We start from the raw sequence: 26,435 nt of genomic DNA, 5'->3' as shown, positions 1-26,435 counted from the left end.
CCGTGCCCTCGTCGTACGCGGGGTCGTACGCACCCTCGTACGCCTCGTCCGGCACCTTGGGGGCCGCGAACCAGGGACTCTCGTGCGAGCCGGGACCCTCCCGGAAGTATTCCTGCTGATCGAACTCGTCCTGCTGGACGAAGCGTTCCTGCTCGTCGTACCGGTCGTACTCGTCCAGCCGGCTGTGCCGGTCCTGCCGAGGGCTGTGCCTCTGCTCCCTGGGTGCCTCCGGGACGTACGGGAGTTCGGGGTGCTGCGCGGTCTCCACGGCTGCCGCCGGNNGCCGCCGGGGCCGGCGGCAGCAGGGCCGGCTCGATGCCCGCGGCGGCCAGGCCGGCCGGGGCGGTCTCCGCGAGCGGGACGCCGTACTTCGCCAGACGCAGCGGCATCATCGACTCGACGGGCGCCTTGCGGCGCCAGTTGCGGCCGAAGCGGGCCTGGAGGCGGGCCTGGTAGATCAGCCGGTCCTGTTCGAGCTTGATGACCTGCTCGTAACTGCGCAGCTCCCACAGCTTCATCCGGCGCCACAGCTTGAACGTGGGGATGGGGGAGAGCAGCCAGCGGGTGAGGCGGACACCCTCCATGTGCTTGTCGGCCGTGATGTCCGCGATCCGGCCCACGGCGTGCCGCGCGGCCTCGACTGCGACGACGAACAGGATGGGGATCACCGCGTGCATGCCGGTGCCCAGCGGGTCTGGCCAGGCGGCGGCCCCGTTGAAGGCGATCGTCGCCGCGGTCAGCAGCCAGGCGGTCTGGCGCAGCAGCGGGAACGGGATGCGCATCCACGTCAGCAGCAGGTCCAGGGCGAGCAGGACGCAGATGCCCGCGTCGATGCCGATCGGGAAGACGATCGAGAACTGGCCGAAGCCCTTCTCCTCCGCGAGTTCGCGCACGGCGGCGTACGAGCCGGCGAAACCGATCGCGGCGATGAGCACGGCGCCTGCGACGACGACCCCGATGAGTACGCGGTGTGTGCGTGTCAGCTGCATTGCGGCCACCCGCGAATCCCCTCCCGACTTCGGTGAACCGGCTCCACTTCGGCGTCCGGCGCGGGCACAGCCTGGCACATGCCCGGCCGGGCCCGTTGCGGGGGGAGGGGCGAAAGCCCGGCACTCGGGGGAGTACCGGGCTTCGTCAAGGCACCTGTGGGCAGGGGAAGTCGCTCCTCCCGCCGGTTCCGGATCAGGACTTGGCGACGGCCTTCGAGGACGACTTGGCGCCGGTCTTGGGCGACGGGCTGGAGCCGGCTCCGGAGGACGACGTGTCCGATTCCTTGGAGGACGAGGAGGACGATGCCTTGGCGGAGGGCGACACCGAGGACTTATCCCCGTCGCCACCGACCGCGGAGACGGCTTCCTCGGCGGCCTTCTTCGCGCCCTTGAGGATGTCGGCGGCAGAGGGGGACTTGGCGCCCGCGAACCCGGCCCCGTTGTAGGTGAGGGTGACGACGACGTTCTCCGTGCGGGTCACGATCGTCGCGTACTCGAAGTCCTCGTCCGACTTCTTGAGGCCGTACGTGACGGAGGTGGCCTGCTCGCCGAGACCGGTGACGGGCTCGGCGGACAGCTTCTTGGCGTCCTCGGTCGCCTGGGCCTTGGCGACCTGCTTGGTGTACTCGGCCGTCGCGCGCTTGGCGCCGCTGCCCAGGGACTGGTCCGACTCGAAGCGGGTGAAGCCGACGTCGAGCCAGCGGTACTGCGAGCCCTTGACGCCGTTGTCGTCCAGGCCGTTCCAGGAGCAGCCGCCGCGGCTCGTGGTGTCGCTGGACTTGCCCGGGGTGCCGCCCTTGTTCTTGGTCTTCGGAACCAGGTCCTCGATCGTCTTCTTGCCGATCGACGCGCAGGCGTCGGGCAGCGAGGCGAACTTCGCGGCCTCGACGGTCGGCTCGGACTTCTTCGCGCTCGGGGAGGCCGAGGCGCCCGAGCTCTTCGCGTCGTCGGAGTCCGACGAGCAGCCGGCGACGACGAGCATCACCGGAACGGCGGCGCAGGCGAGTATGCGGGACAGTCGCGGGGCTGATCGGTGCATGGTTCCTTCACTCGGACGGCACGGCGGTCTCGGTCGTGCGGGCGGTCGGGCGGTACGTCGGGCGGTCGGGCGCTTGCATCGGTCGGTCGGTACGTCGGGCCGTACACCGCTCGGAAGGCCGGGCGGCACGTCGGGCCGGGGGCCACGGTACGTCGGACGGCGACCGGATGCCGCCTCCGGCCCAGGCCCCGGGGTGTGCCCGGGGCCCCGGCCCGGGGCCGTCGGCCCCGGCTACTCGGCGAGGGTCTCGGCCAGTTTCCGTGCCAGGGCCTGGGCCTTCTCCTGCAGTTCCCTGCTGTCGGGAACCTCGGAGACGCGGGCCGGCTGCTCGGTGTAGAGGACGGTCACGATGACGTTCGATGTGCGGAATACCACGCTCACGGTGCGGTGCTGTGCGGTGGAACCCGCACGGGTGAGCGCATCGTCCAGGAACGCGGCGTCCCCGAGCTCGTCGAGGAGCCGCGGCCGCAGATCCAGACCGGGGTCGGCGTCGGTGGTGCCGCCCGACGGGTCGGCTTCGGCGCCGTCGCTGCCGGACGGGCTCGCGGTGGCTTTCCTGGAGGGTGTGCCGCTCGGGGAACCGGAGGGCTTGCCGCCGGGCGCCCCGGAAGCCGGTGCGCTGGGGGTCTCACTGGGCGTGACACCGGCGGAGGTGGGGAGGTCGGCTGCCTCCACCTTCGTCGAGTACACCTCCCGGGCGCGGTCGTCGTCGCTCACCGCAGGGTCGTACGACACGACGCGCTCGAAGTCGATGGACAGATTCCTGGAGGCGTCCTGGGCGTCCGACTTCCAGCGGCAGCCGACCTTGCGGTCGGTGTCGTAGGTGACGACGGCCGTGCCCTCGAACACCTTCTCCTGCTGCTCATCGGGAAGCTGGGCGGCGCCCGGCAGCAGGTCCTTGAGCGTGGAGCGCGGCACGGCACGGCAGGATTCGGGCAGCGTCCGGTACTTCCCGGGAGGCGCGGCCGAGACCGTCGGGCTGCCGGGCTTCATGTCGGCGTCGGAGTCGGCGGCGTCGGAGCCGGCGCTGCAGCCGGCGACGAGCGCCACGAGAAGCGCGACGCCGGGTACGTACGCCATGTGTCGCACGGTCCCAGGCTCCCTTCGGTACGAAAACGGGTTGCCGCTCGATAGCGGCCGGTGGACACAATGTGTATCGCACGCACCGCTGTGAATGCCGGTCGGCCGACCTATATGCCGATCTCGGCACCGGTTTTGCGCTTTCAGTCTTTTCGGGGGAATCGAGGGGTTATGTCGTATGTAGAGGTACCGGGTGCGAAGGTTCCCATCCGTATGTGGGCGGATCCGGCGTCGGTCGAGGACGGCGCGATGCAGCAGCTGCGGAACGTGTCCACACTGCCCTGGATCAAGGGCCTCGCCGTGATGCCGGACGTCCACTTCGGCAAGGGGGCGACGGTCGGTTCGGTGATCGCGATGCACGGCGCGGTCTGTCCGGCCGCGGTGGGCGTGGACATCGGCTGCGGGATGTCGGCGGTGAGGACGTCGCTCACGGCCAACGACCTGCCGGGGGACCTCTCGCGGCTCCGGTCGAAGATCGAGCAGGCGATCCCGGTGGGCAGGGGGATGCACGACGAGACGGTCGACCCGCGAAAGCTCCACGGCTTCGCGACCAGCGGGTGGGACGACTTCTGGTCGCGGTTCGACGGAATCGCCGACGCGGTCAAATTCCGTCAGGAACGCGCCACGAAACAGATGGGAACGCTCGGAAGCGGGAATCACTTCATCGAGTTCTGTCTGGACGAGGCGGGAACGGTGTGGCTGATGTTGCACTCCGGTTCCCGGAACATCGGCAAGGAGCTCGCCGACTTCCACATCGGGCAGGCCCAGAAGCTTCCGCACAACCAGGGCCTCGTCGACCGTGACCTGGCGGTCTTCATCGCCGACACCCCGCAGATGGCGGCGTACCGGAACGACCTGTTCTGGGCCCAGGAGTACGCCAAGTACAACCGCTCGATCATGATGGGCCTCTTCCAGGACGTGGTCCGGAGGGAGTTCAAGAAGGCCGGGGTCACGTTCGAACCGGTCATCTCCTGCCACCACAACTACGTGTCGGAGGAGCGGTACGACGGGATGGACCTGCTGGTCACCCGGAAGGGCGCGATCAGGGCGGGCTCGGGGGAGTTCGGGATCATCCCCGGCTCCATGGGGACCGGCTCGTACATCGTGAAGGGCCTCGGGAACGAGAAGTCGTTCAACTCCGCCTCGCACGGTGCGGGCCGGCGGATGAGCAGGAACGCGGCCAAGCGGAAGTTCTCGACGCGGGACCTGGAGGAGCAGACGCGGGGCGTGGAGTGCCGCAAGGACTCCGGTGTCGTGGACGAGATCCCCGCGGCGTACAAGCCGATCGAGCAGGTCATCGACCAGCAGCGGGACCTGGTCGAGGTCGTCGCGAAGCTCAAGCAGCTCGTGTGTGTGAAGGGCTGAGACCCGCCTGAGCGACGTGCCCCGGACCGCGGTCCGGGGCACGTCGCTGTGGGCAGGGGGCAGGGACGGTCTCAGGGGACGAGGCCGGCCATCCCGCCCCCTCCGGTGGCTACGCCGCCGACCGGCTCGGGGGCCGAGAAGGGCGGCGTGTCCTGCTTGCACGTCGTTCCGGCAGGCGGGAGGACGCCGTCGATGAAGTAGCGGCTCTCGTGGTCCTGGACGCAGCTGCTGGGGTTGAGCAGCGCGGTGTGCCCGTAGCCCTCGTTGGTGAGCAGCCGGGCGTCGGCCAGCTCCTTCGTCATGGCCCGCGAGTTCGGATAGGCCGTCGAGGGGTCGTAGGTGGTGCCGACCACCAGGACGGGGTTCGCGGTCGGCCTGTTCCAGGGGCCGTCGTAGCGGCCGGGGGAGGCCGGCCAGGTGGCGCACCCCGCGGCCGCCCAGGTCCAGAAGCGTCCGGCGTCCCCCGCCCGGGCCGCCGAGGCCTCCTCCAGGGCGTGGTAGGCGCCGGGATCGCGCGGGTTGGGGCTGTCGCCGCAGAGCACCGCCGCTGCCTGCTCCTCGCCCAGATACGGACTCGGGTCCGGGACCGGCGGTGCGGGCGGGAAGGGGGCCGGCTCAGGCGTACGGCCCTGCCACAGTGCCTCCAGCCGGCCGGCGAGGCCGGCCCACCCGCTGACGAGGTAGAGGCTGTTCACCGCGTCGGCGACCGTGGCGGCATAGGTCCACGTGCCGACGGGCTCCTTCCGGAGCCGCTGTGTCAGCCGGTCGAACTTGTCCCGGGTGGCCTTCGCGCTGCCCGCGGAGAAGGCGCAGCGGGAGGTGGTGGTGGAACCGCACAGGTCGAGGAACCTGTCCAGCGTCGCCGCCGCGCTGCGGTCCGAGCCCACCCGCAGGAAGGTCGTGAGCCGGGCGTCGCCGGAGGCGTCGTTCGTCCAGGCCGACGGGGCGATGTTGCTGTCCAGCGTCATGGCCCGGACCTTGCCGGGGAAGAGGTTGGCGTAGGTGGCGCCCAGGATCGTGCCGTAGGAGATCCCGTAGTAGTTGAGCTGCGGCTCACCCACCGCCCTGCGGAGCCCGTCGAGGTCGCGGGCGGTGTCGGCGGTCGACACATGGCTCAGGAGCTCGGGGTCCTTCTGTTCGCAGCGCTGGACCAGATCCTTGTATGCGGCGATGAAGGCGGTCCGCTCCTTCTCGCCCACCGGGAAGCCCGCCGCCTTGGTCGTGCTCCAGTCGGCGGCCTCCTCGGGACTCGGGAAGCAGTTCACCGCCGTGCTGCTGCCGATGCCGCGGGGGTCCCAGCTGACGATGTCGAACCGTTCCCGCACCTCGCGCGGGAAGAACCCGTAGTTCTGCGGCATCTGGACCGTCCCGGGGCCGCCGGGGCCGCCGGGGTTGAAGAACAGGGTGCCGACGCGCCGGCCGGGGCCGGTCGCCTTCCGTCTGACGACAGCCAGCTCGATGGAGCGGCCACCGGGGTTGGCGTAGTCCAGTGGCACCTTCGCGGTGGCGCAGTCGAAGGGGCTGCCCTGGACGCAGGGACTCCAGTCCAGCTGCGGGGCGGGCGCGGAAGGGGTGGGCGACCCGTCGGCGGCGACGGGGCCCTGCCCGGTCAGTACCGTCGAGCAGGCCATCGCCGCCGCGATGACCGCGGCCTGACGGCGCCGGGCGGTTATGTGTCCGCGTAGGGGGTGTCGAGGAGGCATGGTCCGGCTCTCTCTTCTGCTGGTGGCCGAGCGCCCGGGACCGCCGACGACCTGAATCCCGGCACGCATTCGCGTCCACGACACAACGGTCCGGTGCCGCGCGCGAGGCGATCGCGGCCGAATGGCCGATCTCCCGCGTCGTGGCCACCGGGGCGGTCCCGGCGTGCGCGAGCCCCGGACCCCTGTGGCGCGGGGTCCGGGGCTCGCCCGGGTCGTCGGCGGTCGGCACTCAGGGGGTGCGGTGCACCTTGGAGTTGGAGGCCTGGGCACGGGGGCGTACCACCAGGAGGTCGATGTTGACGTGGCTCGGGCGGGTGACGGCCCAGGTGATGGTGTCGGCCACGTCGTCGGCGGAGAGCGGGGCCTCGACGCCCGCGTAGACCTTGGCGGCCTTCTCCGTGTCGCCGCGGAAGCGGGTGGTGGCGAACTCCTCGGTCTTGACCATGCCGGGCGCGACCTCGATCACGCGGACCGGCGTACCGACGATCTCCAGGCGCAGGGTCTCCGCCAGTACGTGCTCGCCGTGCTTGGCGGCGACGTAACCGCCACCGCCCTCGTACGTGGACAGGCCCGCCGTCGAGGAGAGGATCACGACGGTGCCGTCCCCGCTCGCGGTGAGGGCGGGGAGCAGGGCCTGGGTGACGTTGAGGGTGCCGATGACGTTGGTCTCGTACATCTGGCGCCAGTCGGCCGGGTCGCCCGTGGCGACGGGGTCGGCGCCCAGCGCCCCGCCTGCGTTGTTGACCAGGACGGCCAGGGACCGGAACGCGGTGGCGAATTCGTCGACCGCGGTACGGTCGGTGACGTCCAGGGCGTAGGCCGTCGCCTGGTGGCCCGCCTCGGTGAGCTCGGCGGCCAGTGTCTCTATGCGGTCCTTGCGGCGTGCGGTGAGCACCACGCGGTATCCGGCGGCGGCCAGTTGCCTGGCGGTCGCGGCACCGATGCCGCTGCTCGCGCCGGTGATGACGGCGATGGGGGTGGCGGCCATGCGAACTCCTCGGACGGCTGGTCGGTGAGGGGCCAGAATAGGCGGGCGGTCCTTGAGCGGGATCAGTGGTCGCGGGGGGCGTACATGATCACCGACATGCCGGCCAGGCAGATCAGTGCGCCGGTCACGTCCCAGCGGTCCGGGCGGTAGCCGTCGGCGACCATGCCCCAGGCGATCGAGCCGGCGACGAACACCCCGCCGTAAGCGGCGAGGATGCGCCCGAAGTCGCCGTCCGGCTGGAGCGTGGCCACGCATCCGTAGGCACCGAGCGCGATGACGCCCGCGCCGATCCAGATCCAGCCCCGGTGCTCGCGCACGCCCTGCCAGACGAGCCAGGCGCCCCCGATCTCGAAGAGCGCGGCTACGACGAAGAGGGCGATGGAACGGGCCACGAGCATGGGGCCAGCGTGTCATGCGGGTGCGGCGGGCCGGGCGAGTGGTGCGGACACGGCGAACCGGCCCTCTCCACGGGCGACGCGTACGTCCTGTGAGCCGGGCCCGCGCGTCAGGGGCCTGGCGCCCTACGGCCCCTCAGGCCGTCGGCGCCTGACTCCCCGCCCCGCCGAACTCGCGTACGGCCTCGGCCACGACGGCTTCGAGACGGGCGTGGTGGGCGCCCCGCCAGTACACCCGCCCACAGGCGGCGCACTGCGCGAACACGTCATAGGACGCCTGCGTGCCCTGCTCCAGCCGGGAGCTCACGGAGTCCTTGTCCGCCGCCGTGAGTTCCCCGTTGCACGCGGTGCACCGGGTCCACGGCGTCAGTACGGGGGCGAAGCGGCCCAGGACGTCACGGAGCTGCTCCTCGGGCCGGTCGCTGTAGACGTACGCCCCCGCCCAGATCTCCCTGCGCCGGAGCAGCCCACGGTCACGGGAGAGCAGTACACGCCGCTGCTCCGCCGAGAGGGCGGCGAGCGCCGGATCACCGATGTCCTCGCTCTCGTACGCCGCGTCCACGCCGAGGAGCCGCAGCCGCCGGGCGAGGGTGCCGAGATGGACATCGAGCAGGAAACGCAGCGGCGCGCCCGGGACCTGCTGAGGGCGCCGCACCGCCCGCACCTCGACCAGTTCGCCCGCGCCGGGGATGTGTGACACGGGCACGGGGCGGCCGTCGACGAGGAGCTGTCCGGCCTCGGTCAGCGGGACGCCGAGGGACTCCACGACGTGTCCGAGTGTCGACGAACCGTCCGTGGTGACGGCCGTGCGCCCGTGGCGGCGGTCGTGGGCGACGAAGAGCCGCAGTTCGGGGGCTACTTCGAGGGTGATCTCGGGTCCGTTCACCTGGTCAGGATGCCATCGCGTGAAGGAGACCGGGCCGGAGCGGGCCCCCTCGGCGGGTGCAGGGCGACGGCGCACCGGCGGAACCCGCCGCGCCCGTGCCTCAGACGGTCTCCTGCCGCCGCGGGGACTCCGCCGGCAGAAAGGGTTCCTCGGCCGCCTCGCAGAAAGCCGACAGCCCGGTGGTGAGGGCCTCCCGGGCGGCGGGGGTCATGCGCTGCATCGCCTGGTACAGGGCCTGCTCGCGGCGGCGCCGTACGTCGCGCAGATGCGCCGCGCCGGCTTCCGTGAGCTCCAGGAGCATCTCGCGGCGGTCGTCGGGGCGAGGCGTCCTGCCGACGAATCCGGCCGCCTGCAGACGGTCACACAAACGGCTGACCGAGGGGGCCGCCGCATCCAGGTGGCGGCCGAGTGTCCGAAGATTGATTCCAGGATCGCGTTCGATGATGTACATCACGCGGAGCTGTGCCGCGGAGACGGGTGCGGGCGCCAGGGTGTTACGGCCTCGTTCCCAGGCGATCTCGAGGAGTTCGAGGACCTGCCTGACCTCGGGTGCCTCGTCCGGGGCATAACGGTCGAGCGGGACTGGCTCCTCGCGCATGTGACACTCCCGAGTGGGGCATTTGCCCGTTCCGGCTGGTCGATGTGAACAGTCGAGTAAAGAAAATATGTCAAAGAAAGAAGGACCGGTACAGGTGGACAGACCCAACGGCATCGAGCGTGTACTTCGCGAGGCTGCCCCGCACCAGATCTTTGACGCGCTCCGAGACCTGATCGAGAGCCGTTACGGTGCGTCGCAGGTGGACCTGCTGGTCGCCGACTACGCGATGACCATGCTCCAGCCCGTTGGTGTCCTTCCTCACACCCGCAGCCCGGTGCCGGTCCACGGAAGCGACCCGGGGCGGGCCTTCGGTGCCCAGGAGCCGCACACTGTGCGCAACCCCGATGCATCCACTGTAACCGTGTATGTACCGGTCAGTGTCCGCGGCGACCGGCACGGAGTGCTGAGCATCACACTGCCCGACGACGGGGGCGGCCCCGACGAGGCTCTCGTGGAGGATTTCCGTGCCTGCGCGGACGCGTTGGCGCACGAGCTCGTCGTCGCGGAGCGGGACACCGACCTGTTCCTGCGGGCCCGGCGGGCCGAACGCCTGACCCTCGCGGCCGAGATGCAGTGGCAGCTGCTGCCTGGCCGGTCCTGCGCCCGGCCCGAGTACAGCGTCGGCGCCCAGCTGGAACCCGCCTACGCCGTCCACGGGGACAACTTCGACTGGTCGGCGTCCGCCGACGACCTGACCCTGACCGTCAACAACGGAATGGGTGAGGGCATCGAGGCAGCCCTGCTGACGAACCTCGCGGTCAACGCCCTGCGCAACGCGCGCCGTGCCGGTCTGAGCCTGGCGGACCAGGCGTACCTCGCCGATCAGGCCATCTACGGCCAGTACCAGGGCAGCAGCTATCTGGCCACGCTGCTGCTCCGGTTCGATCTCCCCACCGGCAACGTGGAGATCATCGACGCGGGGTCACCGCGGGTCTGGCGGCTGCGTGCGGGGGTCGTCGAGGCGATCGAGCTGGAGGCGCAGATGCCGCTGGGGATGTTCGAGGACACGGTCTACACACCGCAGCACTTCACCGTCGAGCCCGGGGACCGCCTCTTCTTCGTCAGTGACGGTGTCTACGACGCCTTGTCGCCCTCCGGTGAGAAGTACAGCGTGCGCGCGCTGGTCAGCGCGATCACCGAGACCCGTCTGCTGCCCGCTACGCAGGTGCCGCGGGCGGTGCTGGAGAAGCTGCTCGGCCACCGCGGTCCTGGGCCGTCCATGGATGACGCGCTGGTGCTGTGTCTGGACTGGCACGGCAGGCAGGCCGAGGCCTGAGCGGGCCGCAGGCCCCTGGCGGTCGCACCGGGGGACCGGAATCGTGCAGGCGCGGTGAAGGTATAGAAACCGGCGCGTGAGTGAGGGCCGGTCAGGGTCGTGCGGGCGGACGACACCCGGAGGGCGGGTTGCTATTCCGAGCGCCTCTGGGCGATGGTTGCCGGAGGGAAAGTAATTTCGTCCAGTTGGAAGGTGGTGCGGCTCGCCCCAGGCGGGCCCCCCCTCATGGCTCCTCCGAAGGAAAGTTCCACCACGATCATTCATGAGCAGCCCGCAAGCGGTGCATGGGTCGCCGCTCCCTATCCCGTGGTCGTGGCCGACGGGTCCGGCACGGTCGTCGAGGTGAACGCGGCGGCCGCGTTCCTGATGGACGGTGTGGTGCCGGGCGCAGGTATGACAGACGTGGCACCTTCCTGGCTGGCGGAGGCCCACGCCGACGCCGTCGTCGGAGGCGCGGTTCCCCGCAGCCCGGGCGAGGCGGGCGTACTGCCCTCCGTCCGGGGCCACATCGGGGACCACAGTTTCGAGGCCCACCCGTCGTGGGGCCGGGACGGGCAGGTCGTGTGGTGGCTGGTCGACGACACCGGCCAGCGGCTGGCGGAAGCGGCCCTGAGCACCGAGCGCGAGCGGGCCACGTTCCTCGCCGAGGCGTCCAACGTGCTGATGGCCTCCCTGAACACCGAGCGGTGCATGCTGGCGACCGCGCGGCTCGCCGCCCGGTACCTCGCCGACGCCGCGGTCGTCGTCGCACCGGCCTCCGGTCGCACGATGCCCGTGGCGCACGCCGTCGCGGGCCAGGAGGCCACCCGGGCCCTGGTGGCCGACGACCCGTCCCTCGTGCCGGGGCTGAGCGAGGCGCTCCAGGGCTTCCCGCCCGTGCCCTCGCGGTGGATCGACCCCGTCACCCTGCCCGGATGGATGCTTCCCGAGGGCTTCACCGGACCGATCGGTTCGGTCGCCGTCACCCCGCTTCCCGGACACGGGGTGCCCGCGGGTGCCCTGATCCTGCTGCGCAGCAACGGGCGGGCGGAGTTCAGCGAGAGCGAGGAGCTCTTCGCCCGGCAGTTCGCGGCCCGGGCCGGGGCCGCGCTCTCCGCCGCGCGGCTGTACGCGGAGCAGAGCGACATCACCCGGACGCTGATGCGGGACCTGCTGCCGCCCGATCTCCACCGGGTGAACGGTGTCGAGTTCGCGGGCGGCTACCAGCCGGCCGGAGCGAGGGAGCCGGTGGGCGGCGACTTCTACGACGTCCATCCGGGCGGCACGGAGTCGGAGCCGTCCCTGGTGGTCCTGGGCGACGTCTGCGGCAAGGGCCTGGACGCCGCCGTACTCACCGGCAAGATCCGTAACACGGTGCAGGCGCTGACGCCGATGGCGGACGACCACCAGAAGATGCTGCGGCTCCTCAACGGAGCGCTCCTGAACTCGCATCACACGCGTTTCGCCACCCTGGTGCTCGCCTCCGTCCTGCGCACGGAGAGCCAGGTGCGGCTGCGTCTCACCTCGGCGGGCCACCCGGCCCCTCTGGTGGTGCGCAACGACGGCCGGGTCGAGGAGGCCGCCACGCACGGCACCCTGGTCGGCGCACTCCCGCACGTGGAGGCCCGCAGCGTGGAGGTCCATCTCCAGCCGGGCGAGACCTGCCTGCTCTACACGGACGGGGTCACCGAAGCCCGGGGAGGCCCTCTGGGCAACGAACTCTTCGGCGAGGAACGCCTCGCACGCGCCCTGTCCGGGTGTGCCGGTCTGCCCGGCGCGGCCGTGGTGGAGCGGATCCAGATGCTCGCCTCCCAGTGGCTCCGTGACGGCAGGCACGACGACATGGCCCTCGTGGCGATCACGGCCCCGCGCACCACACACCTGAGTGCGGTGAACGGGCATACGCGGGGCAGGTACACCGCATGAACACGCCTGTCATGACCACCGGTACGGACGACTGCGAGGCGCTGCGGGACCAGCTGTGGGCCGCGGTGACCGACCGGGACGAACACGCCGCCGCGGGCGTCGTCCTCGCCGCGCTGGACGCCGGGACGGACGCGGAGACCGTCCTCCTGGACGTCATCGCGCCGGTCCAGGCGAAGGTGGGCACCGAGTGGGCGGCCAACCGCCTCACCGTCGCGCAGGAGCACGCCGCCAGTGCGATAGCCGAGCGGGTCATCGCGGCCCTCGCGCGCCATCCGTCCACCCGGCGGGTGCCGCGGCCGGGCAGGATCACGGTGGCCTGTGTCGACAAGGAATGGCACGTGCTGCCGGCCCGTCTGCTCGCGGAGGTCCTCACGCTGCGCGGCTGGGGCGTCGACTTCCTCGGCGCCCAGGTCCCCACCCCGCACCTCATCGCGCACCTGCACACCAGCGGTGCGGAGACCGTGGCGCTCTCCTCGTCCCTGTGCACCCGGCTGCCCACCGCGCACGCGGCGATCACCGCCTGCCAGGCCGTGGGGGTTCCCGTCCTGGCGGGCGGAGCCGCCTTCGGGCCCGACGGACGCTACGCGCGCCTGCTGGGCGCCAACGCCTGGGCGCCCGACGCGCGCACCGCCGTCCGGCTGCTCGCGGACGGTATCCCCGCCCCGGATCTGGCCATCGGCCGCACACAGGTGGACGATCTGCCGCACCTGGCCGATCAGGAGTACACCTACGTCGCCCGCAGCCAGGGGCAGCTCGTCCGCGAGGTCCTGACCCAGCTGGAGCAGCGCTTCCCGGCGATGAACGCCTACACGTCCCAGCAGAGGGAGCACACCGCCGAGGACATCGCGCACATCGTGGACCATCTCGCGGTCGGCCTCTACACCGACGACGACGATCTGCTCCCGACGTTCCTGGACTGGACGGCGGGCATCCTCACCGCCCGTTCCGTTCCCGCCAGGTCCATCCTCCCCGTCCTGGACGTTCTCGCAGCCGAACTCCAGGACTTCCCCCGCAGCGTCCGGCTGCTCGATCATGCCCGTCTCGCGCTGGACGCCACGCTGGCGTCGGCCGGTCACAACTCCGGAGCCCCTGCATGACAGCTCTGCCCCACCCGCTCATCACGGTGGCCGTCGAGGCCGGACCCCGGACGGTACGCCTGCGTATCGGCGGCGACCTGGACTACGACACCAGCGGTGAGCTCGCCGCGAAGGCAGAGGCATGTCTCGGCGCGCACGGCCCGGACGACCTGCACCTGGACTGCGCGGACCTGCGGGTGTGCGATTCCATGGGGGTCTCCACGCTGCTCCTGATCCACCGGAGCTGTGCCGCGCGCGGCGTACGCCTCCACCTGGACGCCCCGCCGCCGTTCCTCGAGCGGATCCTCGCGGTCACGGGCATCCGCCACCTCTTCGAGACGACCGCGGCGGACGAACAGCCCGAGCAGGCGCACGCGGACGAGGGCTCGGGGCCGGCCGCCCCGGCGATGTACGGGCTTCCGCCCCGTACGCCCTCGGGCTGAGCGGCGCAGGCCGGACCGCTCAGCGGGGAGCGGCCAGGGCTTCCTCAAGGGTGCTGTAGCAGTCCAGGAGGTGGTCGACGCCGGCGGTGCCGAGCAGGCGCCGCAGAGTCGTCCCCGGAGCGGCTATGCGCAGTTCCGTCTGCTGGTGCACCTGGATGAGCAGGCTCAGGAAAGTGGAGTCCGCGAACGTGACCGCGGCGGTGTCCAGTACGACGACGTCGTGACTGGCGGCTGCCTCCCACATGGCGAGGAACAGCGGGTCGACGGTATCGCTGTCGAGGTCTCCGCGCGCCTGGAGGACCCAGCAGCCGTCGCTTTCGAACTCGGCGGCCACAGGGGCCCGCGCCGGTACGGATCCGGGATGCGGCGGCGGAGGCGGACTGGACATGCCGCAGATTATGCCAAGCGCGCCGGGCCGCGCCGACGGGGCTCGACCGCGTCGGGGGTGTCCCCGTGCGGCGGCTTTCCGCAGGTGGTCAGGCCAGGGCTATCAGGGCGACGATGCGCTTGCCGCCGGGATGGAACGTGATGGACACCCGCTCCGCCAGACGGCACACCAACGGCCAGCCGTAGCCTCCGACATGGGCTGTCCGCGGCGGGTGGGGGGAGGCGACGGGCGCGTCCGTGCTGGCGTCCGCCACGGCCAGCAGGAGACCCTCGCCCGTGAGTTCGGCCGTGAAGCCCGTGAGCCCTCCCCCGTGCCGGAAGGCGTTGGTCACCAGTTCGGAGGTCACCAGGAGGGCGTCGGAGACGACGACCTCCGCCAGGCCCTCCCCGGCCGGTCCGTGGATCCGGGACGCCAGGAGGCGCGTGACGGTCTCGCGCGCTGCCGCCGCGTTGCGGGGCACGGAGGCCGGCCCGCCCGCCGGAGCCGCCCTTGACGGTGCGGCGCCTGGGCCTGCGTCTCCCGGGCCGCGCCCCGGGCTCGTGCCGTACACCGGATGTTCCTTCTCCCCGTTCATGCACTCTCCGACTGCCCGGTGGGCCGCAGGTCACACCATCCGCCCGCGAGAGGGCCGCGGCGGTCGCCTCCGGTCACCAGGTGAACGCCGTTTCCACCGAGTCCGCGACCTCGAAGGCGTCGAGCGTGCCCGTGACCTCGAACAGCCGTCGCAGGGTCGCTGTCATCGGCCCTGCCAGCACCAGGGGTACGCCGGCCTCGCCGTGCTTGCGCCGGCCGTGCAGCAGGGCGTGCAGCCCTGCCGAGTCGGCGAACTCCACCCCCGAGAGGTCCACCACCGTGCGGCGTCCGCCGCCCCTGGCGGCACCCGTCAGCGCTCCGACCAGCTCCTTGGAGCCCGACCACGCGTCAAGGCTGCCGCGGACCCGGATCAGTACGGCCCCGTCGTGCGCGGTCTCGACGACTACGCTCAGATCATCTCCCGTCATGGCGATATCTTCCTACATCGCGCGAGGGGAGCGTCGGCCCTCTCGTGCTCCGGGAGTCCCGGGCGGTGGTGCCGCCGGGTCCGTGCATAGAATCCGCTCCCATGTCGAAGCCTGACGAGCTGCTCGTTGACCTCGCCGCACTGGTGGAGTCCGGGCGCAGCAACCAGATGTCCCTCACGGTGGTCACCGGCGGAGCCGTGATCACCGGCCGGCTGGCTCCCGAAGCGGTGTGGAGCCGACGCGTCTCGGAGGTCCTGGACGACTCGGACCACCTGGGCGCCTTCTCGGCCGTGTTCACACGGCGTGCGGACAGGGACGGGCCGCCGACCCACCTGCACTTCCACGTCGCGCGCATCCTTCAGGGCACGGTGGGTATCCCGGAGACGGGAGGGATGTACCGCGTCGCGATCGAGGACGTGGACGCCTGGACCGTGGGTGACTTCAGCTACCACTGAGGGCTACCACTGAGGGCGACCGCTAGGGCTACGGCTGGGGTCCGGCGGACGTCGGCCGGCCCCACGGGGCGACGGCGTCCCCGGCCCCGCCACGCCAGGAGTCCGCGGCTGGTCCCGGCGGGGGCGCGCCCCCCGCCGGGGGAGTCCCCGGTCAGGGCCACACCAGGCAGTACGCCTGGTGTCCCGCGTCATGCAGGCGGTGGGAGAAGTCCTGCCACTCGTGGAGCAGCTGGTAGACGTTGAACGCGTCGCGCGGACCGCCGCGGTCCGGGACGGTGGACCAGATGAAGGCCGCCGCGCCGACCGATTCCTCGCCGACCTCCCGCAGCGGGTCGACCACCGTCATCGGCAGCTTGACCACGGCGTAGTCGGGATGGAGCACGACCAGCTCCAGCGGGGGGACCTTGTTCAGGGGTATGCCCTCTATGCCGGTGAGGACCATGGCCGCCACCGTCTCGGGCTTGATCTTGCTGAACATGCCGCCCATGCCCAGCTCGTCACCGCCCAGCTCCTCGGGACGCATGGAAATGGGCACGCGTGCGGCGGTCGCCCCGTCAGGGGCTCCGAAGTACTTGTAGGTCACCCCCACCCGTCCACTGCTCCTGCTCCCCGAACCATCGGCACCTTCCGCCTGAGCGTTCCGCAGGCGCTCGGCCTCGCGCCGCCGGTGCCGCCCTCGCCGGGCAGGCTCGGGCCCCAGGTCGTCGGTCCCTTCGCCCACTCCGCCACCGCGATGCATATCTCATCCACCCGACTACTTCTTAGGAGACTCAGCCCCGCCGCGCAACCCGATCATCGTCAGTGACCTCCCCCACGGGCGTGCGGTGAAACACCTGTCCGCAAGACCGTCGACGGCTCTGACACCATGGCATGTGTGAGCTTTCCCCATGACGCCCCAGTTTCGCAGACGCGAGGAGACTGACGCCCTTTCGTTGTACGAGCCTCATACGGGGAGAGCGCGCTCCCCGCTCACCGGCGGCCGGTAATTCCCGGTCAGGCCCCCCGAATCCCGAATCGCAGATCAGGACCAAAGTGGCGTATTCATACGAAGCCCCAATTTCGCAGACGCTTTTCGACCGTGCGTCCCTCGTGACCCCCGGCGGCGTGAACTCACCCGTGCGTGCCTTCCGGGCCGTGGGCGGTACGCCCCGGTTCATGGTGTCCGGTACGGGTCCGTACCTCACCGACGCCGACGGCCGCGAGTACGTCGACCTCGTGTGCTCGTGGGGGCCGATGATCCTCGGCCACGCGCACCCCGAGGTCATCGCCGCCGTCCAGGCCGCGGTGGCCCGCGGTACCTCGTTCGGTACGCCGGGCGAGGGCGAGGTCGCGCTCGGCGAGGAGATCGTGGCCCGGATCGAGCCCGTCGAGCAGGTGCGGCTGGTGTCGTCCGGCACCGAGGCGACCATGTCCGCGATCCGGCTCGCCCGTGGCTTCACCGGGCGCGCGAAGGTCGTGAAGTTCGCCGGGTGCTACCACGGTCACGTCGACGCGCTGCTGGCCGCGGCCGGCTCCGGGGTCGCCACCTTCGGTCTGCCCGACACGCCCGGCGTGACCGGCGCCCAGGCGGGCGACACGATCGTGCTGCCGTACAACGACCTGGAGGCCGTCCGGGCCGCCTTCGCCGCACAGCCGGGTGAGATCGCCTGTGTGATCACCGAGGCGTCGCCGGGCAACATGGGCGTCGTGCCGCCGCTGGACGGCTTCAACGCGGGCCTGAAGGAGATCTGCGCGGCCAACGGCGCGCTGTACATCTCCGACGAGGTGATGACCGGATTCCGTACGTCCAAGGCCGGCTGGTACGGCATCGACGGGGTGCGGCCCGACCTGATGACCTTCGGCAAGGTCATGGGCGGCGGCTTCCCGGCCGCGGCCTTCGGCGGCCGTGCCGACGTGATGGCTCACCTGGCCCCCGCCGGTCCCGTCTACCAGGCGGGCACCCTCTCCGGGAACCCGGTGGCCACCGCGGCCGGCCTCGCCCAGCTGCGGCTGCTCGACGACGCGGCGTACGCGAAGGTCGACGCGGTCTCCGCGGAGCTGCGCTCCCTGGTCGGCGAGGCGTTCACCAAGGAGGGCGTCGCGCACACGGTGTCGGCGGCGAGCAACATGTTCTCCGTCTTCTTCACGGACGGGCCCGTCCGGAACTACGAGGACGCGAAGAAGCAGGAAGCTTTCCGCTTCACGGCGTTCTTCCACTCGATGCTGGAGCAGGGCGTGTACCTGCCGCCGTCCGCCTTCGAGTCCTGGTTCGTCTCGACCGCCCACGACGAGCGGGCCCTGGAGCGGATCGCCGCGGCGCTGCCCGCCGCCGCCCGCGCCGCATCGGAGGCCGCCGCATGAACGGGAACGCCGGGAACAGCGAGAAGGACATCACCGTCGTCCACCTGATGCGCCACGGTGAGGTGCACAACCCGGACGGCGTGCTCTACGGGCGCCGCTCCGGGTACAGCCTCTCCGAGCTCGGCCGCCGGATGGCGGACCGGGTCGCCGAGCACCTGGAGGGCCGCGACATCACGCATGTCGTGGCCTCCCCGCTGGAGCGGGCCCAGGAGACGGCCATGCCCGTCGCCAAGTCCCACAGTGTGGAAATGGCCACCGACGAACGCCTCATCGAGGCGGCCAACGTCTTCGAGGGCAAGACCTTCGGGGTCGGCGACGGCGCGCTGCGCAGGCCCGAGAACTGGAAGCACCTCACCAACCCCTTCAAGCCGTCCTGGGGTGAGCCGTACATCGATCAGGTCGTACGGATGATGGGCGCCCTGGACGCCGCGCGCGACGCCGCGCGGGGGCACGAGGCGGTCTGCGTCAGCCACCAGCTGCCGATCTGGATCGTGCGGAGCTTCGTGGAGCGGCGCAGGCTGTGGCACGACCCGCGCAAGCGGCAGTGCACCCTGGCCTCGCTGACGAGTTTCACGTACCAGGGGGACAAGATCGTGTCCGTCGGGTACACCGAGCCCGCCCGGGATCTGGTGCCTGCGCATCTGCTCGCGGGTGCGAAGCCGGTCAAGGGGAAGTCCAAGGCCTTCGGGGCCTGAGGGCTCGCCGGGGCCGGGGCCCCGCCCTTCTGTGTGTCATGTGCAGCACCTGTAAGGGTCTGTTCACGTGACAACTTTTGTGATTATCGGCGGAACCCCCGTGTTGCATTCCTCATCTAAGCCATCGCCAGTTTGTATGGCATTGAGGTAATACGACCGCAGATGGGGACGCTATGCGTGAAATGAACCGAAGGGGCCTGCTCGGGGCCGGACTCGGAGCCGCAGCCGCACTCACCATGACCGGCTGCGGCTCCCTCGGGTCATCGGGCGGCGGTGGAACGGAACCCGAGAAGGGCGGCAGCGGAGGCAAGGGGACGCACGGCAGCGGCGGCTCCTCCGAGAAACACGTCAGGCTGATCGGCGACGGTTCCACGGCGGACACCGGGAAGCAGCCGAACCAGCCCACGGCCCCCGTCCCGCTGGAACCCGGTCAGACTCCGCCGCAGTTCGTGATCTTCTCCTGGGACGGGGCGGGCGAGGTCGGCAACGGGCTCTTTCCCCGCTTTCTCGAACTCGCCGGGGAACACGACGCGGCGATGACCTTCTTTCTCTCGGGGCTCTATGTGCTGCCCGAGTCCAAGAAGTCCCTGTACCGGCCGCCCAACAACCCCCGTGGCGCCTCCGACATCGGCTACCTCACCGACGACCACGTCAAGCAGACCCTGAAGTACGTCCGTCAGGCATGGCTCGACGGGCACGAGATCGGCACCCATTTCAACGGGCATTTCTGCGGCGGTTCCGGATCGGTCGGCGACTGGACGCCCGCGCAATGGCGGAGCGAGATCGACCAGGCCGTGTCGTTCGTCACCGAATGGCGCACGAACACCGGCTGGGAGGACGTCGAGCCGCTGCCGTTCGACTACCGGAAGGAATTGGCAGGGGCCCGCACGCCCTGTCTGCTCGGCCAGGACAACCTCCTGCCCACGGCGAAGCAGCTGGGCTGGCGCTACGACGCGAGCTCGCCCGGCGGCCTGCAGATGTGGCCCGAGAAGCGCCAGGGCGTCTGGGACCTCCCCCTGCAGGGCATTCCCTTCCCCGGCCACACCTTCGAGGTCCTCTCCATGGACTACAACATCCTCGCCAACCAGTCGAAGAATTCGACCAACGGCATGCCCTCGCGCTATCCGGGGTGGCGCACCCAGGCCACCGAGGCCTATGTCGCCGGATTCGACCGCGCCTACGAGACGAACCGTGCGCCCTTCTACATCGGCAACCACTTCGAGGAGTGGAACGGCGGCATCTACATGGACGCCGTGGAGGACGCGCTCAAACACATCGCCGGCAAGCCGGATGTGCGTCTCGTCTCCTTCCGGCAGTTCGTCGACTGGCTCGACGTACAGGACCCGGCGGTACTCGCGAAGCTCCGTACGCTTCAGGTCGGACAGGCGCCCGCGGGTGGCTGGAACTCCTTCTTTAAACAGGCTTGACAAGGGGCTTTACGGGCACCGAGGGGGGTGCCCAAGATCCCTGGAACTGCCATGCGAAACTTTTCACATGAGCTCTGGCCGTGCACCCCGACGCCGCTCCACCCTGCTCGCCGCCACTGCCGTGGCCGGTGTCCTGACCCTGTCCGCATGCAGTGGTGACGGCGGCCAGGCGGGCGGTGGCGGCAACACGAACTTCGTCACCGGCAGCGGAGGGATCTCCACGGTCGCCAAGGGCGAACGCACCGACGCGCCGAAGCTCGACGGGGCGACCCTGGACGGCACGTCCCTCGACATCGCCGACTACAAGGGCAAGGTCGTCGTCCTCAACTTCTGGGGATCGTGGTGCGGCCCCTGCCGTGCCGAGGCCAAGCACTTCCAGAAGGTCTCGAAGGAGACCGAGGACCAGGGCGTCCAGTTCGTCGGCATCAACACCCGAGACCCCAAGAAGTCCCTCGCGGTCAGCTTCGAGGAGGACTTCGGGGTGACCTACCCGAGCATCTACGACCCGACCGGGAAGCTGCTCCTGCGCTTCCCGAAGGGCACGCTGAACCCCCAGGCCATCCCGTCGACCGTGGTCGTCGACCGGGACGGGAAGCTGGCCGCCCGCACGCTCGCCGCCCTCGACGCGGAGAAGCTGCGGAAGATGATCGACCCGCTGATCGCGGAGAAGTGACGCCGTGCTCCAGCTGGCCGCGGCAACCGGTTTCAACGACACCGTCTTCAACGGTGCGCTGCTGGTGGCTCTGCCCATCGCCCTGCTCGGCGGTCTCGTCTCGTTCTTCTCGCCGTGCGTCCTGCCACTCGTGCCGGGGTACCTGAGCTACGTCACCGGCGTCAGCGGCACCGACCTGGCCCAGGGCCGGCGCGGCAGGACCGTGACGGGCGCCTCTCTCTTCGTGCTCGGCTTCACCGCCGTCTTCGTCTCCGGCGGGGCGCTCTTCGGCTACTTCGGCCAGACCCTGCAGGACTACAGCGGGATCCTGTCCAAGGTCCTCGGCGTACTGATGATCCTGATGGGCGTCTTCTTCATGGGCCTGATGCCCTGGATGACCCAGCGCGAATTCCGCATCCACAAGCGCCCGGTGACCGGACTGGCCGGCGCGCCCCTGCTCGGTGCGCTCTTCGGGATCGGCTGGACGCCGTGCCTCGGCCCGACGCTCTCCGCCGTCAGCATGCTCGCGGTGGACCAGGGGACCGCGGGCCGCGGAGCGGTGCTCTCCGTGGCCTACTGCATCGGGCTCGGCGTCCCGTTCGTCCTGGCGGCGGTCGCCTTCCGTAAGGCGCTCGGAGCGTTCGGCTGGGTCAAGCGCCACTACGCGTGGGTGATGCGGATCGGCGGCGGCATGATGATCGTGACCGGAATACTCCTGCTGACGGGTGCCTGGGACGCGCTCCTGCAGGAGATGCAAGTCTGGTCCGACGGCTTCACTGTGGGGATCTGAGTTTTCATGAGCAACACGAACACCACGGACGAGCGCGACCTCGGCCAGGCCGGGGATCAGCTCTCCACCGCCCCGCGCGAGGAGTCCGCCGCCTCCCTGCCGTCGATGGGCGTCATCGGCTGGGCCCGCTGGTTCTGGCGGCAGCTCACCTCGATGCGGGTCGCGCTGATCCTGCTCTTCATGCTGTCGCTCGGCGCCATCCCCGGCTCGCTCATCCCGCAGAACAGCGTGGACGAACTGAAGGTGCAGACCTTCAAGGAGGCCCACACCACGGTCACGCCGGTCTACGAGAAGCTGCAGTTCTTCGACGTCTACAGCTCGGTGTGGTTCTCCGCGATCTACATCCTGCTGTTCGTCTCGCTGATCGGCTGCATCGTCCCGCGCACCGCGCAGTTCGTCGGCCAGCTGCGCGGCCGCCCGCCCGGCGCCCCGAAGAAGCTGACCCGGCTGCCGGCGTACACCACCTGGCGCACCGACGCCGGACCCGAGCAGGTCCGAGAGGCCGCTCTCAGCATCCTGCGCAAGCGGCGCTTCCGCTCAGACATGGCCGGTGACGCGGTCGCCGCCGAGAAGGGCTATCTGCGCGAGACCGGGAACCTGCTGTTCCACATCGCTTTGATCGTCATGCTGGTCGCGTTCGCCGGCGGGCAGCTCTTCAAGTCCGAGGGCGGCAAGCTGATCGTCGAGGGTGACGGCTTCGCCAACACGATCACCCAGTACGACGACTTCAAGTCCGGATCGCTCTTCGACAACGACGACCTGGCCCCCTTCAGCTTCGACCTCCAGGACTTCGTCGGTACGTACGAGCGCAGCGGCCCCCAGCGCGGTACGCCCCGGACCTACGAGGCCAGGGTGACGTACGCCGAGGGCGCGGACGGGGAGACGAAGAAGAAGGTCATCGAGGTCAACAAGCCGCTCGCCGTCGACGGCACGAAGGTCTACCTCAACGCCCACGGCTACGCCCCGGTCATCTCGGTCAAGGACGGCCGGGGCAAGGAGGTCTACAGGACCTCCGTGCCCCTGCTGCCCATCGACAACAACGTCACCTCGACCGGTGCGATCAAGGTGATGGACGGCTACAAGGACAGGAACGGCAAGAAGACCCAGCTGGGCTTCCAGGCGTTCTTCGTCCCGACGTTCGCCGGTGACGGCCAGGGCACGATGTTCTCGCAGTACCCCGGCCTCGACTACCCGGTTCTCGCGCTCAACGGCTACTACGGCAGCCTCGGCGTCGACTCCGGGCTGCCGCAGAACGTCTACCAGCTCGACACGTCCAAGATGAAGGAGTTCAAGGACAGCAACGGGGACAAGCTGAAGAAGCGGCTGCGCCCCGGCGAGACCATGAAGCTCCCCGACGGCGCGGGTTCGGTCACCTTCGAGGGCGTCGACGAATGGGCCAGCTTCCAGATCTCGCGCCAGCCCGCCAGCGGCTGGGCACTCACCGGCGCCGTCGCCGCCATCATCGGGCTCGCCGGTTCGCTCTTCATCCAGCGCCGCCGGGTGTGGGTGCGGGCCGTACGGGGACCGGACGGTGTCACCGTCGTCGAGATGGCGGGCCTCGGCCGCAGCGAGTCCGCGAAGCTTCCCGAGGAGCTGGCCGATCTCGCGGTCGCCCTCAACACCGTGGCGCCGACCGCACCCGACCCGGAGCCGGACCCCGCGCCCGGGACCGAGCCCGGACAACCTGCCGAAGAACCTGCCGAAGGGGCTGAGAAGTGAATCTCGCCGCCGCAACCAACGAGAATCTGGCGAACATCAGCAACACGCTGATCTACTCGTCGATGGCCGTCTACACCCTGGCCTTCTTCGCGCACATCGCGGAGTGGGTGTTCGGCAGCCGCAGCAAGGTGGGCCGCACGGCCGCCGCGCTGAAGAAGGACTCGTCCACCGCCGCCTCCCCGGTGATGGTGCGGGCCGCGCAGGCGGGCGGCACCACGGTGCTGGAGCGCCCGAAGGTCGTCACCCGTTCCGCCGCCGGGACACGCGACGTCCCGGACGGCCCCGGGGCCGCCGGCGGCACCTTCAAGGGTGACCTCTGGGGGCGGATCGCGGTCTCCCTGACCGTCGTCGCCTTCGCCGTCCAGGCGGGCGGGGTCGTCGCGCGCGCCCTGTCGGTGCAGCGTGCCCCCTGGGGCAACATGTACGAGTTCTCGATCACCTTCTCCACCGTGGCGGTCGGCGCCTACCTGACCCTCCTGGCGCTCAGGAAGAACGTCCGCTGGATCGGGCTGCTGCTGGTCACCACCGTCCTGCTGGACCTCGGCATCGCGACCACCACGCTGTACACCGACAGCGACCAGCTGGTCCCTGCGCTGCACTCCTACTGGCTGTGGATCCACGTCTCCACCGCCATCATCTGCGGCGCCGTGTTCTACCTCGGCGCCGTCGGCACGCTGCTCTACCTGTTCCGCGACAGCTACGAGAACAAGATCGCGAGCGGGGGCACACCCGGGAAGTTCGCAACCTCCGTCATGGAGCGGCTGCCCGCCGCGAAGTCCCTGGACACCTTCTCGTACCGCATCAACGCCGCCGTCTTCCCGCTCTGGACGTTCACGATCATCGCGGGCGCGATCTGGGCGGGCGACGCCTGGGGCCGCTACTGGGGCTGGGACCCCAAGGAGGTCTGGTCCTTCATCACCTGGGTCGCGTACGCCGCCTACCTGCACGCCCGCGCGACGGCCGGCTGGAAGGGCCGCAAGGCCGCCTACCTGGCCCTGGCCGCCTTCGGCTGCTGGCTGTTCAACTACTACGGCGTGAACATCTTCGTCACCGGCAAGCACTCCTACGCGGGAGTCTGACCGGAACACCCGCACACGACGGGAGGGCGCGNNCGCGCCCTCCCGTCGTGTGCGCGGTCAGCCGAGGGGAACGTCCAGGACCGCCTTGCGGTGGCTGAACGTCTCCAGGGAGTACCGGCCGTGGTAGCTGCCCATCCCGCTCTCCCCGACCCCGCCGAACGGCAGGTCCGAGACGGTCAGATGGGCGAGGGGCAGACCCATGCCCACCCCGCCGGACGAGGTCCCCGTCAGCAGCCGTTCGCGTACGGAGGGGTCCTGGGTGAACGCGTACAGCGCCAGCGGCTTGTCACGGTCGTTGATGAAGCCGATGGCGCCGTCGAGCCCGTCCACGGTGATGATCGGCAGGACCGGACCGAAGATCTCCTCCCGCATCACGGGGGAGTCCGGGGCGACATCGGCGAGCACGGTCGGAGCGATGTACTTCTCGGCCCGGTCGTGGGTGCCGCCCGTCACCGTGCGGCCGGAGTCCAGGAGGCCCACCACCCGGTCGAAGTGGCGCTCGTTCACGATCCTGCCGTACTCGGGACTGGCGGAGGCGTCCGTCCCGAACAGGCCCTCCACCGCCGCCGCGAGGGCGTCAGCCAGGGCCGGAGCGGTCTCCGGGTCGGTCAGGACGTAGTCGGGGGCGACGCACGTCTGGCCGGCGTTGAGGAACTTCCCGGAGGCCAGCCGTGCGGCCACCGTCTTCAGGTCCGTGTCGCGGTCCACGAACACGGGCGACTTGCCGCCCAGTTCGAGGGTCACCGGTGTGAGGTGCTTCGCCGCGGCGGCCATCACGATCCGGCCGACCGTGCCGTTGCCGGTGTAGAAGATGTGGTCGAAGCGCTCGGCGAGCAGGGCGGTGGTCTCCGGGACCGCGCCCTCCACGACGGCGACGGCGTCCGTGTCCAGGTACTCCGGGAGCAGCCGGGCCACGGCGGCGGACGTCGCGGGCGCCAGCTCGCTCGGCTTGGCGACGACCGCGTTGCCCCCGGCGAGCGCACCCACGACGGGCGCGAGCAGCAACTGCACCGGGTAGTTCCACGGGGCGATGACGAGGACGACCCCGAGCGGGTCCTGCACGGTGTGGGCGGTGGCCCCCGCGAGGACCGCAGGTACGGGGGCGGGCTGGGGCTCCAGCCACGCCTCCAGGTGCTCCAGGGTGTGGTCGATCTCGCGGACGGTGAAGTCGATCTCCGTCCGGTAGGCCTCCTTGCGGCTCTTGCCCAGGTCGGCCCGGAGGGCCTCGGCCAGCTCGTCGCCGCGCTCGGTGAGCAGGGCACGCAGCCGCGTCAGCTGGGCGGTCCGCCAGGCGAGGTCCCTGGTGCGGCCGGTGCGGAAGGTGGCGCGGAGCCTGGCGACGACGTCGGCGGGGGCTTCCCGCACGGTCTCGGCGGCGCTCACAGCGCCGCCAGGATCTCGCGTGCCAGATGCTCGGAGGAGGCCGGGTTCTGACCGGTGTGCAGGTTGCGGTCGTGCACGGTGTGCACCGACCACGGCTCGGCGGCCGCGTAGTCGGCGCCGAGCTCGACGAGGCGGTTCTCCAGGAGCCAGGGCGCCTTTTCCGCGAGTCCGGCCTGGGTCTCCTCGGCGTTGCTGAAGCCGGTCATGCGGTAGCCGGCGAACGGCCAGCTGCCGTCCTCGCGGCGGGCCGGCAGCAGGGCGGCGGGCGCGTGGCACAGGACGCCGACCTGGGCGCCGGAGTCCAGGGCGGAGGTGAGCAGCCGGCCGGACACCTCGCTCACGGCCAGGTCCTCCATGGGGCCGTGGCCGCCGGGGTAGAAGACGACGTCGTACGAGGTGGGCACGACGTCCTCCAGCCGGGCCGGGATGCGCAGCGTCTCGTCGATCGAGGCGAGGTAGGAGGCGACGGCGTCGGCCTGCTCCTGGCCGCCGTTGGCCTCGGCGGCGAGGCTGGCACTGTCCACGGTGGGGGCGACACCGCCGGGCGTGGCGATCGTGATGTCGAAGCCGGCCTGGGCGAAGACGCGGTGCGGGGCGGCCAGCTCCTCGGCCCAGAAGCCGGTCGGATGGGCGGTGCCGTCGTTGAGGGTCCAGTGGTCGGCACCGGTGAGGACGAAGAGTACGGAGGGCATGAGGGGTGCTCCCTACGAGACGCGAGACGTGAGACGCGTGAACATTAAGCTTGATATGCTCAAGCAATACC

27 protein-coding genes and 1 pseudogene are annotated in these 26,435 nt (G+C 70.6%); 13 read left to right on the top strand and 15 right to left on the bottom strand.

From position 1 onward, the window contains the following. The 4 genes and pseudogenes from BFF76_RS34740 to BFF76_RS23590 all read right to left on the bottom strand — a co-directional run. Positions 1-280, bottom strand: a pseudogene (locus BFF76_RS34740) (DUF2637 domain-containing protein); the annotation flags it as partial. Positions 281-282: 2 nt separating this feature from the next. Further along, positions 283-998: DUF2637 domain-containing protein (locus BFF76_RS23600; protein ID WP_244167336.1), on the bottom strand; the 716-nt coding region annotated here is incomplete at its 3' end. Between the two features lie 184 nt (positions 999-1,182). Further along, positions 1,183-2,028, bottom strand: a complete 846-nt coding sequence (locus tag BFF76_RS23595; protein ID WP_031098342.1) for a hypothetical protein — start codon at positions 2,026-2,028, stop codon at positions 1,183-1,185. Between the two features lie 231 nt (positions 2,029-2,259). After that, a complete protein-coding gene (locus tag BFF76_RS23590; RefSeq protein WP_031098344.1) occupies positions 2,260-3,108 on the bottom strand; it encodes a hypothetical protein in 849 nt (282 codons plus the stop codon). 171 nt (positions 3,109-3,279) lie between these two features. On the opposite strand from BFF76_RS23590, the gene BFF76_RS23585 reads away from it, so the two are divergent. Continuing rightward, positions 3,280-4,473 carry an RtcB family protein gene (locus tag BFF76_RS23585; RefSeq protein ID WP_031098347.1) on the top strand — a complete coding sequence of 398 codons (1,194 nt, stop codon included), beginning with the start codon at positions 3,280-3,282 and terminating at the stop codon, positions 4,471-4,473. A 71-nt stretch (positions 4,474-4,544) separates the two neighbouring features. Here the strand turns inward: BFF76_RS23585 and BFF76_RS23580 are convergent, their stop codons facing one another. The 5 genes from BFF76_RS23580 to BFF76_RS23560 form a co-directional block, all read right to left on the bottom strand. After that, positions 4,545-6,176, bottom strand: a complete 1,632-nt coding sequence (locus BFF76_RS23580; RefSeq protein ID WP_065849005.1) for an alpha/beta hydrolase — start codon at positions 6,174-6,176, stop codon at positions 4,545-4,547. Between the two features lie 229 nt (positions 6,177-6,405). Continuing rightward, entirely contained in the window at positions 6,406-7,164 is a 759-nt protein-coding gene (locus BFF76_RS23575) for an SDR family NAD(P)-dependent oxidoreductase (RefSeq protein WP_031098352.1), read from the bottom strand. Between the two features lie 62 nt (positions 7,165-7,226). Beyond that, positions 7,227-7,562 (bottom strand): YnfA family protein, encoded by a 336-nt coding sequence (locus BFF76_RS23570; RefSeq protein WP_031098354.1) that lies wholly within the window; start codon positions 7,560-7,562, stop codon positions 7,227-7,229. A 133-nt stretch (positions 7,563-7,695) separates the two neighbouring features. After that, positions 7,696-8,445 (bottom strand): Mut7-C RNAse domain-containing protein, encoded by a 750-nt coding sequence (locus tag BFF76_RS23565; protein WP_031098356.1) that lies wholly within the window; start codon positions 8,443-8,445, stop codon positions 7,696-7,698. A gap of 100 nt (positions 8,446-8,545) precedes the next feature. Continuing rightward, entirely contained in the window at positions 8,546-9,043 is a 498-nt protein-coding gene (locus BFF76_RS23560) for a MarR family winged helix-turn-helix transcriptional regulator (protein WP_053928902.1), read from the bottom strand. Positions 9,044-9,137: 94 nt separating this feature from the next. Between BFF76_RS23560 and BFF76_RS23555 the strand changes: the two genes are divergently transcribed. From BFF76_RS23555 to BFF76_RS23540, 4 genes are all read left to right on the top strand, one after another. Then, positions 9,138-10,319, top strand: coding sequence for a PP2C family protein-serine/threonine phosphatase (locus BFF76_RS23555; protein ID WP_065849004.1), 1,182 nt, complete (start codon positions 9,138-9,140; stop codon positions 10,317-10,319). A gap of 225 nt (positions 10,320-10,544) precedes the next feature. Beyond that, complete coding sequence (locus BFF76_RS23550; protein ID WP_079122472.1) at positions 10,545-12,224, top strand: PP2C family protein-serine/threonine phosphatase; 1,680 nt, start codon at positions 10,545-10,547, stop codon at positions 12,222-12,224. An 11-nt stretch (positions 12,225-12,235) separates the two neighbouring features. Beyond that, positions 12,236-13,321 carry a cobalamin B12-binding domain-containing protein gene (locus tag BFF76_RS23545; RefSeq protein WP_065849009.1) on the top strand — a complete coding sequence of 362 codons (1,086 nt, stop codon included), beginning with the start codon at positions 12,236-12,238 and terminating at the stop codon, positions 13,319-13,321. Then, entirely contained in the window at positions 13,318-13,743 is a 426-nt protein-coding gene (locus BFF76_RS23540) for an STAS domain-containing protein (protein WP_065849003.1), read from the top strand. The genes BFF76_RS23545 and BFF76_RS23540 overlap by 4 nt, the downstream gene beginning before the upstream one ends. Positions 13,744-13,762: 19 nt before the next feature. Here BFF76_RS23540 and BFF76_RS23535 read toward each other — a convergent pair whose 3' ends face one another. From BFF76_RS23535 to BFF76_RS23525, 3 genes are all read right to left on the bottom strand, one after another. After that, positions 13,763-14,131 (bottom strand): STAS domain-containing protein, encoded by a 369-nt coding sequence (locus tag BFF76_RS23535; RefSeq protein WP_065849002.1) that lies wholly within the window; start codon positions 14,129-14,131, stop codon positions 13,763-13,765. An 88-nt stretch (positions 14,132-14,219) separates the two neighbouring features. Further along, complete coding sequence (locus tag BFF76_RS23530) at positions 14,220-14,591, bottom strand: ATP-binding protein (protein WP_053928930.1); 372 nt, start codon at positions 14,589-14,591, stop codon at positions 14,220-14,222. Between the two features lie 187 nt (positions 14,592-14,778). Next, on the bottom strand, positions 14,779-15,132 hold the full coding sequence (locus BFF76_RS23525) for an STAS domain-containing protein (protein WP_031098368.1): 354 nt from the start codon (positions 15,130-15,132) through the stop codon (positions 14,779-14,781). Between the two features lie 101 nt (positions 15,133-15,233). Between BFF76_RS23525 and BFF76_RS23520 the strand changes: the two genes are divergently transcribed. Continuing rightward, the gene (locus BFF76_RS23520; RefSeq protein ID WP_031098369.1) at positions 15,234-15,587 is read left to right on the top strand and encodes a hypothetical protein; all 354 of its coding nucleotides are present in this window, start codon (positions 15,234-15,236) and stop codon (positions 15,585-15,587) included. A 151-nt stretch (positions 15,588-15,738) separates the two neighbouring features. On the opposite strand, the gene BFF76_RS23515 is transcribed toward BFF76_RS23520, so the two are convergent. After that, the gene (locus BFF76_RS23515) at positions 15,739-16,326 is read right to left on the bottom strand and encodes a hypothetical protein (protein ID WP_078850736.1); all 588 of its coding nucleotides are present in this window, start codon (positions 16,324-16,326) and stop codon (positions 15,739-15,741) included. Between the two features lie 293 nt (positions 16,327-16,619). Between BFF76_RS23515 and hemL the strand changes: the two genes are divergently transcribed. The 7 genes from hemL to ccsB all read left to right on the top strand — a co-directional run bounded on the left by hemL (position 16,620) and on the right by ccsB (position 24,289). Beyond that, entirely contained in the window at positions 16,620-17,927 is a 1,308-nt protein-coding gene (hemL, locus tag BFF76_RS23510; protein ID WP_079122471.1) for a glutamate-1-semialdehyde 2,1-aminomutase, read from the top strand. Beyond that, on the top strand, positions 17,924-18,622 hold the full coding sequence (locus BFF76_RS23505; protein ID WP_053928900.1) for a histidine phosphatase family protein: 699 nt from the start codon (positions 17,924-17,926) through the stop codon (positions 18,620-18,622). The genes hemL and BFF76_RS23505 overlap by 4 nt, the downstream gene beginning before the upstream one ends. Before the next feature lie 173 nt (positions 18,623-18,795). Then, positions 18,796-20,049, top strand: coding sequence for a polysaccharide deacetylase family protein (locus tag BFF76_RS23500; RefSeq protein ID WP_065849001.1), 1,254 nt, complete (start codon positions 18,796-18,798; stop codon positions 20,047-20,049). A gap of 67 nt (positions 20,050-20,116) precedes the next feature. Further along, positions 20,117-20,722, top strand: coding sequence for a TlpA family protein disulfide reductase (locus BFF76_RS23495; RefSeq protein ID WP_031098376.1), 606 nt, complete (start codon positions 20,117-20,119; stop codon positions 20,720-20,722). Between the two features lie 4 nt (positions 20,723-20,726). Further along, positions 20,727-21,491: a cytochrome c biogenesis CcdA family protein gene (locus tag BFF76_RS23490; protein ID WP_031098378.1), complete on the top strand. Its 765-nt coding sequence runs from the start codon at positions 20,727-20,729 to the stop codon at positions 21,489-21,491. A gap of 6 nt (positions 21,492-21,497) precedes the next feature. Further along, a complete protein-coding gene (resB, locus tag BFF76_RS23485; protein WP_053928898.1) occupies positions 21,498-23,210 on the top strand; it encodes a cytochrome c biogenesis protein ResB in 1,713 nt (570 codons plus the stop codon). After that, positions 23,207-24,289, top strand: a complete 1,083-nt coding sequence (gene ccsB, locus BFF76_RS23480; protein WP_065849000.1) for a c-type cytochrome biogenesis protein CcsB — start codon at positions 23,207-23,209, stop codon at positions 24,287-24,289. The genes resB and ccsB overlap by 4 nt, the downstream gene beginning before the upstream one ends. A 57-nt stretch (positions 24,290-24,346) precedes the next feature. On the opposite strand, the gene BFF76_RS23475 is transcribed toward ccsB, so the two are convergent. After that, a complete protein-coding gene (locus BFF76_RS23475) occupies positions 24,347-25,672 on the bottom strand; it encodes an aldehyde dehydrogenase family protein (RefSeq protein WP_065848999.1) in 1,326 nt (441 codons plus the stop codon). Further along, entirely contained in the window at positions 25,669-26,364 is a 696-nt protein-coding gene (locus BFF76_RS23470; RefSeq protein WP_053928895.1) for a type 1 glutamine amidotransferase domain-containing protein, read from the bottom strand. The genes BFF76_RS23475 and BFF76_RS23470 overlap by 4 nt, the downstream gene beginning before the upstream one ends. Positions 26,365-26,435 lie beyond the last annotated feature (71 nt).

Origin of the sequence: Streptomyces mutomycini (assembly GCF_001700505.1) — a bacterium.
Taxonomy (GTDB): domain Bacteria; phylum Actinomycetota; class Actinomycetes; order Streptomycetales; family Streptomycetaceae; genus Streptomyces; species Streptomyces mutomycini.
This window is presented reverse-complemented; position numbering and strand designations above follow the sequence as displayed.

Excerpts from the sequence above, each read along its gene's own strand:
- BFF76_RS23540 (WP_065849003.1), top strand. The coding sequence starts at position 13,318 with ATGACAGCTCTGCCCCACCCGCTCATCACGGTGGCCGTCGAGGCCGGA.
- BFF76_RS23525 (WP_031098368.1), bottom strand. The coding sequence starts at position 15,132 with ATGACGGGAGATGATCTGAGCGTAGTCGTCGAGACCGCGCACGACGGG.
- BFF76_RS23550 (WP_079122472.1), top strand. The coding sequence starts at position 10,545 with ATGGCTCCTCCGAAGGAAAGTTCCACCACGATCATTCATGAGCAGCCC.
- BFF76_RS23495 (WP_031098376.1), top strand. The coding sequence starts at position 20,117 with ATGAGCTCTGGCCGTGCACCCCGACGCCGCTCCACCCTGCTCGCCGCC.
- BFF76_RS23570 (WP_031098354.1), bottom strand. The coding sequence starts at position 7,562 with ATGCTCGTGGCCCGTTCCATCGCCCTCTTCGTCGTAGCCGCGCTCTTC.
- BFF76_RS23535 (WP_065849002.1), bottom strand. The coding sequence starts at position 14,131 with ATGTCCAGTCCGCCTCCGCCGCCGCATCCCGGATCCGTACCGGCGCGG.
- resB (WP_053928898.1), top strand. The coding sequence starts at position 21,498 with ATGAGCAACACGAACACCACGGACGAGCGCGACCTCGGCCAGGCCGGG.
- BFF76_RS23520 (WP_031098369.1), top strand. The coding sequence starts at position 15,234 with ATGTCGAAGCCTGACGAGCTGCTCGTTGACCTCGCCGCACTGGTGGAG.
- BFF76_RS23585 (WP_031098347.1), top strand. The coding sequence starts at position 3,280 with ATGTCGTATGTAGAGGTACCGGGTGCGAAGGTTCCCATCCGTATGTGG.
- BFF76_RS23515 (WP_078850736.1), bottom strand. The coding sequence starts at position 16,326 with ATGCATCGCGGTGGCGGAGTGGGCGAAGGGACCGACGACCTGGGGCCC.
- BFF76_RS23580 (WP_065849005.1), bottom strand. The coding sequence starts at position 6,176 with ATGCCTCCTCGACACCCCCTACGCGGACACATAACCGCCCGGCGCCGT.
- BFF76_RS23500 (WP_065849001.1), top strand. The coding sequence starts at position 18,796 with ATGCGTGAAATGAACCGAAGGGGCCTGCTCGGGGCCGGACTCGGAGCC.
- BFF76_RS23560 (WP_053928902.1), bottom strand. The coding sequence starts at position 9,043 with ATGCGCGAGGAGCCAGTCCCGCTCGACCGTTATGCCCCGGACGAGGCA.
- BFF76_RS23575 (WP_031098352.1), bottom strand. The coding sequence starts at position 7,164 with ATGGCCGCCACCCCCATCGCCGTCATCACCGGCGCGAGCAGCGGCATC.
- BFF76_RS23545 (WP_065849009.1), top strand. The coding sequence starts at position 12,236 with ATGACCACCGGTACGGACGACTGCGAGGCGCTGCGGGACCAGCTGTGG.
- BFF76_RS23505 (WP_053928900.1), top strand. The coding sequence starts at position 17,924 with ATGAACGGGAACGCCGGGAACAGCGAGAAGGACATCACCGTCGTCCAC.
- BFF76_RS23595 (WP_031098342.1), bottom strand. The coding sequence starts at position 2,028 with ATGCACCGATCAGCCCCGCGACTGTCCCGCATACTCGCCTGCGCCGCC.
- BFF76_RS23590 (WP_031098344.1), bottom strand. The coding sequence starts at position 3,108 with ATGGCGTACGTACCCGGCGTCGCGCTTCTCGTGGCGCTCGTCGCCGGC.
- BFF76_RS23470 (WP_053928895.1), bottom strand. The coding sequence starts at position 26,364 with ATGCCCTCCGTACTCTTCGTCCTCACCGGTGCCGACCACTGGACCCTC.